12 protein-coding genes are annotated in these 13589 nt (G+C 70.6%); 2 read left to right on the top strand and 10 right to left on the bottom strand.

The genetic code is table 11. From position 1 onward, the window contains the following. Positions 1-111: 111 nt before the first annotated feature. From I5731_RS15830 to I5731_RS20055, 6 genes are all read right to left on the bottom strand, one after another. Positions 112-696 (bottom strand): hypothetical protein, encoded by a 585-nt coding sequence (locus I5731_RS15830; protein WP_197312384.1) that lies wholly within the window; start codon positions 694-696, stop codon positions 112-114. Positions 697-790: 94 nt separating this feature from the next. Then, positions 791-1945, bottom strand: coding sequence for a M24 family metallopeptidase (locus I5731_RS15825; RefSeq protein ID WP_197312383.1), 1155 nt, complete (start codon positions 1943-1945; stop codon positions 791-793). Positions 1946-2009: 64 nt separating this feature from the next. Beyond that, on the bottom strand, positions 2010-2780 hold the full coding sequence (pgeF, locus tag I5731_RS15820) for a peptidoglycan editing factor PgeF (protein WP_197312382.1): 771 nt from the start codon (positions 2778-2780) through the stop codon (positions 2010-2012). A gap of 137 nt (positions 2781-2917) precedes the next feature. Further along, positions 2918-3973 carry a class I SAM-dependent methyltransferase gene (locus tag I5731_RS15815; protein WP_197312381.1) on the bottom strand — a complete coding sequence of 352 codons (1056 nt, stop codon included), beginning with the start codon at positions 3971-3973 and terminating at the stop codon, positions 2918-2920. Then, positions 3970-4827: a prolipoprotein diacylglyceryl transferase gene (gene lgt / locus I5731_RS15810; protein WP_197312380.1), complete on the bottom strand. Its 858-nt coding sequence runs from the start codon at positions 4825-4827 to the stop codon at positions 3970-3972. The genes I5731_RS15815 and lgt overlap by 4 nt, the downstream gene beginning before the upstream one ends. Positions 4828-4926: 99 nt before the next feature. Beyond that, positions 4927-5868: a VOC family protein gene (locus tag I5731_RS20055; RefSeq protein WP_197312379.1), complete on the bottom strand. Its 942-nt coding sequence runs from the start codon at positions 5866-5868 to the stop codon at positions 4927-4929. A gap of 275 nt (positions 5869-6143) precedes the next feature. Between I5731_RS20055 and I5731_RS15800 the strand changes: the two genes are divergently transcribed. Further along, the gene (locus I5731_RS15800) at positions 6144-7436 is read left to right on the top strand and encodes an amidohydrolase family protein (protein WP_197312378.1); all 1293 of its coding nucleotides are present in this window, start codon (positions 6144-6146) and stop codon (positions 7434-7436) included. Positions 7437-7945: 509 nt separating this feature from the next. Here I5731_RS15800 and I5731_RS15795 read toward each other — a convergent pair. The 4 genes from I5731_RS15795 to I5731_RS15780 all read right to left on the bottom strand — a co-directional run bounded on the left by I5731_RS15795 (position 7946) and on the right by I5731_RS15780 (position 12362). Next, positions 7946-8737: a dimethylarginine dimethylaminohydrolase family protein gene (locus I5731_RS15795; protein ID WP_197312377.1), complete on the bottom strand. Its 792-nt coding sequence runs from the start codon at positions 8735-8737 to the stop codon at positions 7946-7948. 89 nt (positions 8738-8826) lie between these two features. Further along, the gene (locus I5731_RS15790; RefSeq protein WP_197312376.1) at positions 8827-10455 is read right to left on the bottom strand and encodes a hypothetical protein; all 1629 of its coding nucleotides are present in this window, start codon (positions 10453-10455) and stop codon (positions 8827-8829) included. A 180-nt stretch (positions 10456-10635) separates the two neighbouring features. Further along, complete coding sequence (locus I5731_RS15785; protein ID WP_197312375.1) at positions 10636-11421, bottom strand: DeoR/GlpR family DNA-binding transcription regulator; 786 nt, start codon at positions 11419-11421, stop codon at positions 10636-10638. Beyond that, positions 11415-12362: a LysR family transcriptional regulator gene (locus tag I5731_RS15780; protein ID WP_197312374.1), complete on the bottom strand. Its 948-nt coding sequence runs from the start codon at positions 12360-12362 to the stop codon at positions 11415-11417. The genes I5731_RS15785 and I5731_RS15780 overlap by 7 nt, the downstream gene beginning before the upstream one ends. Positions 12363-12646: 284 nt before the next feature. On the opposite strand from I5731_RS15780, the gene folD reads away from it, so the two are divergent. Beyond that, positions 12647-13522, top strand: coding sequence for a bifunctional methylenetetrahydrofolate dehydrogenase/methenyltetrahydrofolate cyclohydrolase FolD (gene folD, locus I5731_RS15775; RefSeq protein WP_197312373.1), 876 nt, complete (start codon positions 12647-12649; stop codon positions 13520-13522). Positions 13523-13589: the final 67 nt, after the last annotated feature.

Raw genomic sequence — 13589 nt, 5'->3', positions numbered from 1 at the left:
CGCCCTTTGCCGCGTTCCCCGGGGGAATGGAAAGTGGCGGGGTTTTATCAGCGGAATTCCCCGGCTGCAAACAGGCTTCGGCGAAGTCGCCGGCATGAGTCAGATATGGTTTCAGATCGCGATGCCGGGCGCGGCCGCCGTGGCCGGCGCGGCGGGCAGCGGCTGGTCGATCCAGGCCGCGAGTGCCTCGACGGTGCGCGCCGCGATCGCGTCGAGGGTGGTGTCGGTGACGCCGCCCCAGGGATCGCCGTCGGCATTGCCGGCGAGCTCGAAGCCGGTGACGCGGTAGAGGCGGCGGTTGCCCGAATCCATCACGTCCCAGACGTAGGAGACGTTGGTGCCGGTGTCGCCGCCGACCGCCGAGAGGTAGCCGAGAATGCGATAGCTCGCCGCCGGGTCGCCGCGGCGCACCAGCGTCAGGCCGCGGGCGCGGGCGCGGCTGCCGAGGCTGACCGCGAGTTCGTCGGCGCGGTTGGTCGGGATGCCCTGCACGAGGTCGAAGCGGAAGCTCGCCTGGCCCGCCGGCACCGGCGGCCGGGTCGGCTGGGTCGCATCCGGGGGCGCCTGCAGGCGGACCGGACCGCCGGCACCGGCGGTTGCGGTCGACGACGGGCTGCTGCTCTGGCATCCGGCGAGCGCGAGGCTCCCGAGTCCGGCGAGGATCAGTCGGCGCGTCGGGCGCGGTGCGGACGTCATGGGTTTCCTCATCGGCTGGCTGCCCCGAATGTTTTGCCGAAAGGTCTAACGATTTGCCCGGCGTTCGCAAGGCCGCCGGCGGCCGGGCGTTCCGTCAGCCGACGATCGGCAGGTCGAGGGGAAGGCGCGACAGCGGCGTCGGCGCGTCCTCGGTGGTGAGATAGGTGCGCCCGAGCGTCATGGCGGTGCCGGTGGCCGAATCGGCGAGAATCATGTGCGCGAACAGCACCATGTTCGGTCGCACCTCGGCGCGGTTGCCGCGATAGAACATCGGCCAGTCCATCCAGCTCGGCGCGAAGCGGGCCCCCAGCGAATAGCCGCAGGCGTTGAGCCGGTGCGGCAGCATGTGATGGGCGTCCATCACCTTGGCGTGCGCCTCGAACACGTCGCTGAACGTATGCCCCGGCCGCATCACCGCCTCCACCGCCGACAGCGCCTCATAGGCCGCGGCGTAGAGTTCGCGGTGGCGCTGGGTGGTGTCGCCGATCACCACGGTGCGCATCAGCGCCGCGTGGTAGCGGCGATAGGTGCCGGCGAACTCGAGCGTGATCTGGTCGCGGTCGGAGAGCTGGCGCCGGCCGGACTTCGAGCGGCAGAGCAGGGCGTCGACGCCCGAGCCGATGATGAAGTCGTTGGCGGGATACTCGCCGCCGCCCTCGAACACCGCGCCCTGCATCGCCGCGAGGATGCGGCCCTCGTCGGCGCCGGGGCGGATCTCGGCCATGCCGGCCTCGAAGGCGAGGTCGGCGAGGCGGGCGGCCTCGCGGACATGGACGATCTCGGCGGGCGATTTCACCGCGCGCAGCTGCGGCACCAGCATCGAGGCGTCGACGAGGTCGGCGAAGGTGCGCAGCGCCTCGTCGAGGTCGCGGCCGTTGCGGGCGGTGAGGCCGTGGGTATCGTATTCGATGCCCAGCTTGGCGCCGAGCAGGTCGAGATTGTCGAGCAGGTCCTTCAGCTGCCCGACCGGGCTCGCCTCGCCGCGGTCGACCCAGAGGCGGATGTCCTCGATGATCGAGGTGTGGCGGGCCTGGCGCAGGTCCGGCGCGCGGGTGAGCAGCACGAGCTGCTTGTCGCGAGTAAAGACGAGGCACTGGAAGAAGCAGAAGCCGAAGGTGTCGTAGCCGGTGAGCCAGTACATGCTCTCCTGGGCGAACAGCAGCATGGCGTCGATGCCGCGCTCGGCCATGGCGGCGGCCGTCGCGTCCTGCCGGGCTTCGAATTCGGCGTGCTCGAAGTGAAGGGCCATGGGGCCTCCGTGTGATGACGCGGCGTCGCCGGCCGGCGCCCGGACGGATCGTCCGGGTGGTCGGTCAGCCGGCGAGGGCGATGGCGGACAGGTGGCGGCCGTAGTCGGCCTCGCCGCGATGGACCATGCGGCGATAGGAGAAGAAGCGGGCCGGCTGACAGTAGGTGCAAACATCAAGATCCACCACCGTGCCGGCGCCGGCGGCGTGCAGGCGGGCGGCGATGTAGCCCGGCAGGTCGAACAGGGCGTGGCCGGCGCGCGACGAGGGGCGGAAGAAGCGGTCGTTGTCCGGCGTGACATCGGTGAAGCGCTGCACGAATTCCGGACCGACCTCGTAGGATTTCGCCGAGATCATCGGCCCGATCGCGGCGACGATGCGCCCGCGCCGCGCCCCCAGCCGCTCCATCGCGTCGAGCGTCGCCTCCAGCACGCCGCCGAAGGCGCCCTTCCAGCCGGCGTGCGCGGCGCCGACGACCTTGGCCTCGGCATCGGCGAACAGGATGGGGCCGCAGTCGGCCGAGGAGGTGGCGATCGCGAGGCCCGGCCGGTCGGTGACCAGCGCGTCGGCCTCGGGGTTGTCTTCGGGCGCCCAGGGCTCGGTGACGACGAGGCAGGTCGGACTGTGCACCTGATAGGCGCTGACCAGCCGGCCGGCCGGCACGCCGATCGCCGCGGCGATGCGGGCGCGGTTTTCCAGCACTTTCGCCCGGTCGTCCTTCGAGCCGAGCCCGGTGTTGAGCGACGCGTAGATCCCCTCGGACACGCCGCCCTCGCGGGTGAAGAAGCCGTGCCGGATGCCCGGCAGGGCGGCGAGGGCAGGGGCCGTGATCATCATCGCGAAGCACCTTCGGTTGAGCGCGCGGATGGTGGCGGGGATGGGTGGGGCTGTCAAACCGCGTGAGCCGCGGGTACCGCATGGCGGCGCGGATAGCCATGCCGGCGGCGCAGTCCGTCGGCGCGGGTGCCGCCGTCCTATCGCCCCCGGACCACCAGCACCTTGAAGAGATCGCCCATTTCACCCGGGCCGTTGCCGGCGAGGCGCTGGACGGCGGCGCGGATCGCGTCCTGCGTCGCCGTATCCCGGCCGGCGCCGAGGCGGCCGGCGCGCTCGACGAGGCCGTGGCGCAGCAGGAAGGCGGCTTGCGTCTCGACCGGGTCGGCGACGGCGCCCGCTGCGGTGGCGGCGCGGGCGAGCGCCGCGAAATCGACGTGGCAGGTGAGGTCGGCGCTGCCGGGATCCTCCAGCGGGTCGGCGTAGGCGTGCGCGCGCACCGCCTGCAGCGTGTCGCCGGTCCCGGAGCGGGCGTGGCCGTAGTCGATGACGATGAGCGCACCGCCCGTGGCCGCGATGTCGGCGGCGAGGTCGGTCATCAGCGCCGCGGACGTGCGCGCCACCTCGATTATCGTGCCGGGGGGCGCGCTGCGGGCCGCGGCCGGGATCTCGTGCGGGTCGGGCAAGCCGGGGCCGAGGCCGAAGGCGAGGCGGTCGCCGGCGAGGCCGACGACGCGTTCGGCCCAGCCGCGTTCGGTGCGGACGAACTGGCGCACCGGCAGCGCGTCGAAGAACTCGTTGGCGATGACGATGCGCGGTCCGGGCGGCAGGGTGGCGAGGCCGTCGTGCCACTGCGGCGCGTGGCCGGCGAGGCGCGCCGCCTGCAGCTCGCGCAGGCGCGGGCTGGTCTCGACGAGGAGGATGCTGGCGGCCGCGACAAACCCCGGCCGGATCCGCGCGGTGTGCAGCAGGTCCGCCATCAGCGTGCCGCGGCCGGGGCCGAGTTCGGTGAGGGCGAAATGCTGAGGAGTGCCGATCGCCTCGAAGGCGGCGAGGCACCAGAGGCCGACGAGTTCGCCGAACATCTGGCTGATCTCGGGCGCGGTGACGAAGTCGCCGGCCGCGCCGAACGGCTCGCGGCGCATGTAGTAGCCCTCCGCCGGGTCGCCGAGCGCCGTCGCCATGTACTCGGCGACCGAGATCGGCCCCTCGGCGGCGATGCGAGCGCGCAGGCGGTCCAGCAGCGCGGCGCTCACGGCGCCGTCCGCGGGTCCGTGCCGGCGGTGATTGCCGGCGGGCGCGGCGGCGCCGCGAGCACGAAGGCGATGCCGGCAATGACGAGCGGCAGCGACAGCACCATGCCCATGGTGACGAAGCCGCCGGCGAGATAGCCGAGCTGGGGATCGGGCATGCGGAAGAACTCGACGACGATGCGCGACAGGCCGTAGCCGATGCCGAACAGGCCGGTGACGAGCCCGGGCCGGGCGAGGCCGCGGTGGCGCCAGACGACCACCGACAGCACGGCGAGCAGCAGCACGCCTTCGAGCGCCGCCTCGTAGAGCTGGCTCGGATGGCGGGGGATGAAGTCGCCGGCCGGGAACATCACCGCCCACGGCACGTCGCTCGGCCGGCCGAACAGTTCGCCGTTGATGAAGTTGGCGACGCGGCCGAGGCCGAGGCCGAGCGGCACGGCGGCGGCGGCGAGGTCGAACAGGGTGCGGATGCGCAGGCCGCGCCGGCGGGCGAACAGGGCCATCGCGACGGCGGCGCCGGCGAGGCCGCCGTGGAACGCCATGCCGCCTTGCCAGACCTTCAGGATCGACAGCGGATCGTCAGCGTAGCTGTCGAAATTATAGAACAGCACATAGCCGACGCGGCCGCCGAGCACGATGCCGAGGGTGATCCAGACCAGCAGGTCGTCGATGTCGAGCGCGGTCGGGCGGGGCAGGCCGGCCCAGAGCCGGTCGGTCTCGACGAGGCGGCGCAGGTACCACCAGCCGAACAGCAACCCGGTGATATAGGCGAGCGCATACCAGCGGATGGCGAAGGGACCGAACTCGATGAGAATCGGATCGATCGCCGGGAACGGCAGGGCGAGAAGCGGGGGCATCGGCGATCCCGGGCGGGTTGCGGCGCGCCGGGCGCATGCCCGGCGGCCCCTTCTCAGCGCCCGGCGCGGCGGCGTCAAGCCGCGACCGGCCCGGCCGGGTCAGATCGCCGTGAAGCCGGCGGCCGTGGCGGCATCGACCGGGCCGGCGGTGAACAGCAGCCGATTGCCGGAAGGATCGCGCACCAGCGCCGTGCCGGGCATCGGCCGGGCGACCGCGACGCCGTGCGCGGCGAGGTCGTCGGCGAGACGGCCGAGCTCGGCGGCATCGGGAACTTCGATCACCGCGTGGGAGAGCCCGAGCGCCGCCGGGTCGAGCGGCGTGCCGCGGCCGCTGTGCCAGGTGTTGAGGCCGAGGTGGTGGTGGTAGCCGCCGGCGGCGACGAACAGCGCGCTCGGCATCGTCTCCATGGCATCGAGGCCGAGGCGGCCGACGTAGAAGTCGCGGGCCGCCGGGATGTCGGTGACTTTCAGATGGATGTGGCCCATCCGCGTGCCGGCGGGGGCGCCCTGCCATGGCGTGCCTTCGGCGCGGGCGAGGCCGAGCAGGCCGTCGATGTCGAGGCGGGCGTTGTCCATGCGCACGCCGCCGCCGGGCTTCAGCGGCCATTCGAGCCGCGGCCGGTCGCGGTAGACCTCGATGCCGTTGCCCTCGGGGTCGGCGAGGTAGACCGCCTCGCTGACGAGGTGGTCGGCGGCGCCGTCGATCGGCGTGCGGCTCTCGGCCATGTGGGTGAGCCAGCGGCCGAGATCGGCGCGGCCGGGCAGCAGGATGGCGAGGTGGTAGAGCCCGGCGGACCGTGGCAGCGCCGCCACCGCGGCGGGCGCCTCGACCAGCGTCACCAGCGGCACGCCGCCGGCCGCGCCGAGCACGACGGTGCCCTTATCCTCGGCCTGCACGGCGAGGCCGAGGGTGCGCTGGTAGAACGCCGCGACACCGGCGAGATCGCGGACGTTGAGGGCGACGGGGCCGGTCGTCGTGGCGGCGGCGATGCGCGGGGCCTGGGTGGCGCCGGTCGATTTTTCGGAGAGGAGTTCGGACACGGGGTGAAACCTCCGGCTGCGGCCGGCCGCGGAGTTTCCGCGCGCGTGCCGTCATCATGACCCAGAGATAGTCCCGCTGCCCCCCGCGCGCGAGATCGCGAACGGCTACATCATCGTTTCACATTTGCGAACAATGGGACCGTCTCGGGCCGGAACGGGTCTGACGGCCACCATTTCGGCATTGCAACATGCGGGAGGTCATCTCCGCTTGCCTTTTGCGGCGCGGGCCGTTTCCCTTGGGCAATCTCCCGCCCCTTTGCCCCCGAGGATTCCCGATGCACGACCTGATCATCCGCCGCGCCAACCTTCCCGACGGCCGCAGCGGCGTCGACATCGCCGTCACCGGCGGGCGGATCACGGCGATCGAGGCGGGGATCGGCGGCGCGGGCGGGGAGGAGATCGATGCCGACGGCTGCCTCGTCAGCCCGCCGTTCATCGACCCGCACTTCCACATGGATGCGACGCTGTCGCTCGGCCTGCCGCGGCTCAACCGCTCCGGCACGCTGCTCGAAGGCATCGCGCTCTGGGGCGAGCTGAAGCCGCTGCTCACCCACCAGGCCGTGATCGAGCGGGCGCTGCGCTACTGCGACCTCGCGGTGACGCAAGGGTTGCTGGCGATCCGCACCCATGTCGACATCTGCGACGACCGCCTGCTCGCCGTCGAGGCGCTGATCGAGGTGCGCGAGCGCGTGAAGCCGGTGATCGACCTGCAGCTCGTCGCCTTCCCGCAGGACGGCTATTACCGCGACCCGGCGTCGGTCGCGAACCTCGACCGCGCCATCGACCTCGGCGTCGACGTCGTCGGCGGCATCCCGCATTTCGAGCGCACCATGGCCGACGGCACCGCCTCCGTCGCCGCGCTCTGCCGCATCGCCGCCGAGCGCGGGCTGCCGATCGATCTCCACTGTGACGAGAGCGACGATCCGCACTCGCGCCACATCGAGACGCTGGCGGCCGAAACCGTGCGGCACGGGCTGCAGGGCCGATCCGTCGGCTCGCACTGCACCTCGATGCACTCGATGGACAACTACTACGCCTCGAAGCTGATCCCGCTGATCGCCGAAGCCGGTGTGCACGTGATCCCGAATCCGCTGATCAACATCACTCTGCAGGGCCGCCACGACAGCTATCCGAAGCGCCGCGGCATGACGCGGGTGCCCGAACTGATGGCCGCCGGCGTCAACGTCGCCTTCGGCCAGGACTGCATGATGGACCCCTGGTACTCGATGGGCTCGGCCGACATGCTGGAGGTGGCGCACATGGCGGTGCACGTCGGCCAGATGACGTCGCTCGACGCCGTCCGCCGCTGCTTCGACGCGGTGACCGTCAATTCGGCGAAGGCGATGGGGCTGGACGGCTACGGCCTCGCCGTCGGCTGCCACGCCGACCTCGTCGTGCTGCAGGCGCGCGACCCGATCGAGGCGGTCCGGATGAAGGCGACCCGCCTCCTCGTCCTCCGCCGAGGCAGGGTGGTGGCGCGCACCCCGCGCAAGCTCGCGGAGCTTTTTGTCGAGGGTCGGCCGGCTGTTGTGGACGGCGCGAGCTATGCGCCGCCGCTGGAGGGGTGAGGGGTGCGCGGCCGCCTCGTGGAAAAGGACGTGACGTGAGGGTTGAGGCTGGACGCGGATAACTTCTAGGGGCTCGGCATCCCTGCCGCCCTTCACCCGCTCGGCGTTGATGGGACCGCTCTAGCGCCGGTTCCACAACCTCAGTCTTCTCGATCGTCATCGCCGGGCTTGACCCGGCGACCCAATGGCCGTGCGGCATCGTTCGAGCCAAGCGATTGATCTATAGGAATAGTTCCATCGCGAATGCCATTCCGTTCCGGACGGCGAGTGGGTCACCGGCTCAAGGCCGGTGATGACGGTAGCGAGGCTGAGAAACCCGACGTCCGCCGAAACTCGCCGAACCGCACAGCAGTGGGTCAAGCCCGGCGATGACGATCGAGAGGGCTTTGGAGGTGGTTTCAACGCTCCTTGTGGCTCGCTCGCGGCCGGACGAAGACCGCGGAAATCCGGCACGAGAGAACGCGGGCCGCTCCTGCCGCCCCGCCTTCAATCCTCGCCCAGCCTCGCCCTCACGCCTCCGCCCACCACCGCAGCGACATGCAGGAGAGGCCGGCGTCGAGCTTCATCACCTCGTCGATCTTCACCGTCACGACCGTGAAGTCGAGGTCCGTCAGGCGCTCCGCGGTGCGAGGGAAGCCGGCGCCGAGGAGGACGGCGTCGTTGACGCGCAGGGCGTTGGCGGCGGCCTCCTCGCCCGGCGCGGTCTCGACGATGCGAAAGCCCGGGAACAGGCCGGCGGCGGCCATGACCGGCGTCGCGAGCATCGTCTCGTCGTCCAGCAGCGAGCAGCCGGTTTTCAGGTGCAGCACGCCCGCCGGCGGCGTCACCACGCGGCCGCGCCGGCCGAGCCGCTCGAGGCGGCCGACGAGGTCGGCGGCGCCGGTGGCATCGGTGCGCGCCGACAGGCCGATCAGCACGGCCTCCGGCATCACCAGCACGTCGCCGCCGTCGGCAAAGCCGGGCGCGGGCAGGTCGAGCACGTCGCCGAAGGCGGCGCGGAGCGCCGGGGCGATCTCGGCGGTCTCGCCGATGCGCGACGGCGCGCCGGGGCGGAGCAGGATCGCGCCTTCGGAAAACACCAGCGCCGGGTCCTCGACGAACACCGAATCGGGAAATTCTTCCAGCGGCGGCAGCACCTCGACGGTGACGCCGAGCGTCTCCAGCGCCGCGATATATGCGGCATGCTCCTCGCCGAGCGCATCGACATCCGGAACGCCGCGATCGACCGACCTGAGCCCCAGCACCGCCGACCGGGCCGGACGCCGCACGATCGCCCGGTTGAACGCATAGACCGCCACCATGAAACTTCCCCCGACCCGCCTGCGGCACCGATGCCGTGAGGCTAGCGGGGCGGGGGCGTTCGCGGAAGGGGCGTCGACGCACCCGCGCGCTATTGGCGCCCGCCAAGCAGGTAGGGATCCGACGACTCCCGGCCGGGATTGATTTCCTTCAGCAGCCGGGCGCGGTTTGTGAGCGTATCGAACACCCACGGCTCGGCATTGGCGTTGCTCCCGGGATCACAGGCGATCGACGGATCGGAGGCGCCGAACCCCGTTGAGGAAAACAGCAGCTTGCTGCCGATCGCGCGCAGGTCTCCGTACGAGCCCCCGATGACTTCGCGTCCGTCTGCGAGGAGGCACCTGTATCTGGAGGCGGTCGCCCGCTTCGACGTGATCTGGGTGACGACGTTGTAGGAGTAAAGGCCCGTCGTGAACCGGCAGGCGTCGATCGAGGTAGGGGTGCAGGAGCCTTCCATGAGGGTGCCGGCGAAGAAGATCTCGTTGCCGATGAGCGCCAGTTCGCTGCTCGGTTCGGTCCTGTAGTAGGGCAGCATGCGAATGCGCAGGCCGTTCACCTCTGTCCTGACAGGCTTGGTCGCCGCCGACGTGCCGTCGGTGACCCAGAGGCCGCGATCGTAGGGCGCCGTCCTGGCAAGGAAGTAGGCCTTGTCCGCATGGAAGACGATCTTCTCCGGGTCGATCTCCGAGCTCTCGTTCCCGACCCAGATGTCGCGGAGGCGTCTCGTTCCCGCGGGCGTTCCGTCCGTCGTCCAGAGTTCGTCGCCCTTGATCGAGTCGCCGATGAAGAGGGCGCGAGGGCCGAACGGGATGAATTTCTCCGTGTTTTCAGGAACCACGGTGCCAGCGAGCAGCTTGTGCGTTCCCGCCGCCGTCCCGTCCGAAACCCAGAGGCCTCTCGTCGCACCGCCTGACCGGGTGAAGACGAACCGGTCGCCATCGACGCCAACGACAGCCGACGGGCTGCCGGGTTCGTTCGAGCGCCAGCCAATCTCGTCGAGTTCAAGGATCCAGCCCCTGTCGGACGGGAAAGCGTAGAAGAGTTCGAGCCGCCGGCTGTCGATGTCGAGGCTGTACAGGCGGCCCCGCGTCGGCGAGCTCTTTCCGTCCGACTCGTTCGTCATCAGGATGTAGCGATCCTCGAACGGAAACACGTCGACGAACCGCACGATGGCCGGGCTGACCGTGCGGTGCGTGCCGCGGTCGGTTCCGTCGGTGTGATAGAGAAACGCGTTGTCGACGAGGAAGAACAGTCGCCCGTCGACGACCCGAACGGGTTTGACCGAGGTCGCGAACCGGAGCGTACGGTCGAAGGTGATGCGCCGCGGCGCTCCGACCGCATCGACGAGGTAGACGCCGGCCTGCCGCAGGCCCACCTGGCGATCGAGGACCAGGGCGCCGCTCTGCTTCAGGACGTGAAAGCTGATCCGGAAGAGATCGAGCTCGCTCGTATTCGTGCTGAAGTTCAGGATCTTCGTGGTGCCAGCGGACTGACCGTCCGTCCGGTAGAGCCCGATGCCGACGCCGTCGCGCTTGGCGACGAGCATGGCAAAGGGATCGCCGGGCTCGGCCGCCTGCACGCCGGGGGCAACGAAGACGCCGGCGAGGCAAAGGAACCAGAGCAGCAGAAGTTCGGCGGGCCTCGATCGGCGGATCGTGCCGCACGACCTCAGGCAATTGGGCGAGTGATCTTCATCCGGAGTGATGCGAGCGGCGGCCATGAATGCCTCGGCGAAACGGGGAACGCGATGCTGCAATCGATCCCCCGGAGGCTTGCACTTATGGGTTGAACTTGCAACGGGCGACGCGTGGGTTCCGCACGACATCGCCGTATAGGTGTGGCGCGTGAGCGACCGGACACAGGTGTCTCGACAGGGGCGCCAGCGGCTGATCGGGCGCCCCTACTCCCCCTCCGCCGCCGGCTCCGGCGGCATCGCCTCGATCAGCTTGACGCCGACGTCGGCGCAGATGCGGCGGACGGCGTCGACGGGGCAGTGGTCGGTGACGAAGGTGTCGATCTGGTCGATGCGGGCGATGCGCACCGGGGCGGCGCGGTCGAACTTGGTCGCGTCGGAGACGAGCACGACGTGGCGGGCGTTGGCGATGATCGCCTGCGCCACCTTCACCTCGCGGAAGTCGTAGTCGAGCAGGGCGCCGTCGGCGTCGATCGCCGAGGTGCCGATGATCGCGAAGTCGACCTTGAACTGGCGGATGAAGTCGACCGCCGCCTCGCCGACGATGCCGCCGTCGGTGTGGCGGACGACGCCGCCGGCCACGACGAGTTCGACGCCGGCCGACGAGCGCATCACGTTGGCGACGTTGATGTTGTTGGTGATCACCATCAGGCCGGTGTGGCGGAGCAGCGCCTGGGCCACCGCCTCGGTGGTGGTGCCGATGTTGATGAACAGCGAGGCGCCGTTCGGGATCAGCGCCGCCGCCTCGCGCCCGATCGCCGCCTTCTGCTTGGCGGCGATGATGCGGCGGGCCTCGTAGGCGACGTTCTCGACGCCGGACGCGAGGATCGCGCCGCCGTGCACGCGCTCGAGCAGGTGGCTCTCGCAGAGTTCGTTGAGGTCCTTGCGGATCGTCTGCGGCGTCACCTCGAAGCGGGCGGCGAGATCCTCGACCGTCACCTTGCCGGCGAGCCGGGCGATCTCGAGGATCTGGTTGTGGCGGGCGATCAGCATGGCAGGGCGTGGGCCTCGTCGCCGGCGAGCGCTTCCGCGGCGGCCTCGTCGTTCGCGGCGAGCTGGACCGCGGTTTCCAGCGCCATCGTCACCAGCGACGGCATCGGCGTGCGGTCGACGGCGACGATGCCGACGACGTGCTCCACCGTCGGCGAGACCAGCGGGATGGCGCGGATCTCGGCCATCGCCAGCGTCTTCGCCATGTATTCGGGCATCACGGTGGCGAGGCCGGTCTCGCGGACGCTGGCGCCGAGGGTGACGAGGGAGTTGGTTTCCATGCGGGTGCGCGGGCTCGCTTTCGCCGTGCGGAAGGCGCGGTCGATGATGCGGCGATTCTGCATGTTCCCGGTGAGAAGCGCGAGGGGGTGGTTGGCGGCCTCCGCCCAGCCGATCGAGGTGCGGCCGGCGAGCGGGTCGTCGCTGCGCACGAACAGGCAGTAGCGCTCGCGGTAGATCGGCCGCGACAGCAGCCCGTCGATCGATTCGTTGTCGAGGTAGGTGATGCCGGCGTCGATGGAGAACTCCTCCAGCGAGCGGCGGATGTCCTCCGACGTCGAGGACAGCACGACGAGGTCGATGTTGGGGCTGCGCTGGCGCAGCGCCTGCAGCAGGCGGGCGGCGATCGGCAGGGCCGAGGGCACCACGCCGATGGTGAGCCGGCCGGCCGCGGCGTCGTCGCCGTCGCGGATCTGGGCGATCTCGTGCTTCAGCGCCGCCCAGTTGTCGAGGATCGCCTGCGCCCACTTCAGCACGCGCTCGCCCTCGGTGGTGAAGCCGTGGAAGCGCTGGCCGCGCGCGACGATCGGCACGCCGAGTTCCAGCTCGAGCTGGCGGATGCGTTCCGAAAGCGTCGGCTGGGTGACGTCGCAGGACTGGGCGGCGCGCGTGAAATGGCGCTCGCGCGCCAGCGCGACGAGATACTGCAACTGCCGGATATCCATGCGTCCGCCTCGTTTCCTCGCGCGTCGGGCCTTATGTGACCCGCTCATCTTGAGATGCGTTCCAGACTAGCACGGGTCTGGAACATCACCAGCGGCCGGCGCGTCGCTGCGGCGAATGGGCACGATTGCGCGGCTCGGCCGCCGCCGGGGCGTCCCGCATGCCGGCCTGCGGCAATGGCGACCTTGATTCCGGCGCCGCCATCGACGACGACACCGGAAGCATCCTGCGCCCCCTGCGAAGCTATGATCGGCAGGTCGCGGCGCCGTCCGGGGGAGTTTCGAGCATGGTCGCATCTGTCATCGACGGGAAGAAGATCGCCAACGAGCTGCACGTCGAGATCCGTGCCAAGGCCGACGCGCTGGCCGCGTCGCACGGCGTGGTGCCGGGCCTGGCGGTCGTGCTCGTCGGCGAAGATCCGGCGAGCGCGGTCTATGTGCGCAACAAGGTGAAGGCGACGGCCGAGTGCGGGCTGAAGTCGTTCGAGTTCAAGCTCCCGGCCGAGACCTCGGAGGCCGAGGTGCTCGGCATCGTCGAGCGCCTCAACAAGGATCCGGACGTGCACGGCATCCTCGTCCAGCTGCCGCTGCCCAAGCACATCGACAGCGACAAGGTGCTCGGCCTGATCGACCCGGACAAGGACGTCGACGGCTTCCATCCGCTCAACGCCGGCCGGCTCTCGGTCGGCCTGCCGGGCTTCGTGCCGTGCACGCCGCGCGGTTCGGCGATCCTGATCGAGAAGGTGCAGCCGGATCTCTCGGGCTTGCATGCCGTCGTGATCGGCCGCTCGAACATCGTCGGCAAGCCGATGGCGCAGCTCCTCCTGCAGAAGAACGCCACGGTGACGATCGCCCATTCGCGCACCAAGGACCTGCCGGCGGTGTGCCGCACGGCGGACATCCTTGTGGCGGCGGTCGGCCGGCCGGAGATGGTGAAGGCGGACTGGGTGAAGCCGGGCGCCATCGTCATCGACGTCGGCATCAACCGCATCACCACGCCGGAGGGCAAGGGCAAGCTGGTCGGCGACGTCGCCTATGCCGAATGCGCCGAAGTCGCCGGGGCGATCACGCCGGTGCCGGGCGGCGTCGGGCCGATGACCATCGCCTGCCTGATGCTCAACACGCTCGACTCGGCCTATCGCGCCGCGGGCGCCACGGTGTAAGCAGCGGGACGCGGCGGGTGCGGATGGTTCGCGCCCGCCGGCGATGACAGTTTCCGGCGCCGGGGCC

The organism is Methylobrevis albus, assembly GCF_015904235.1.
Classification (GTDB): Bacteria; Pseudomonadota; Alphaproteobacteria; order Rhizobiales; family Pleomorphomonadaceae; genus Methylobrevis_A; species Methylobrevis_A albus.
Note: the sequence above shows the minus strand (reverse complement) of the source record. Positions and strands in the feature narration are given on the sequence as shown.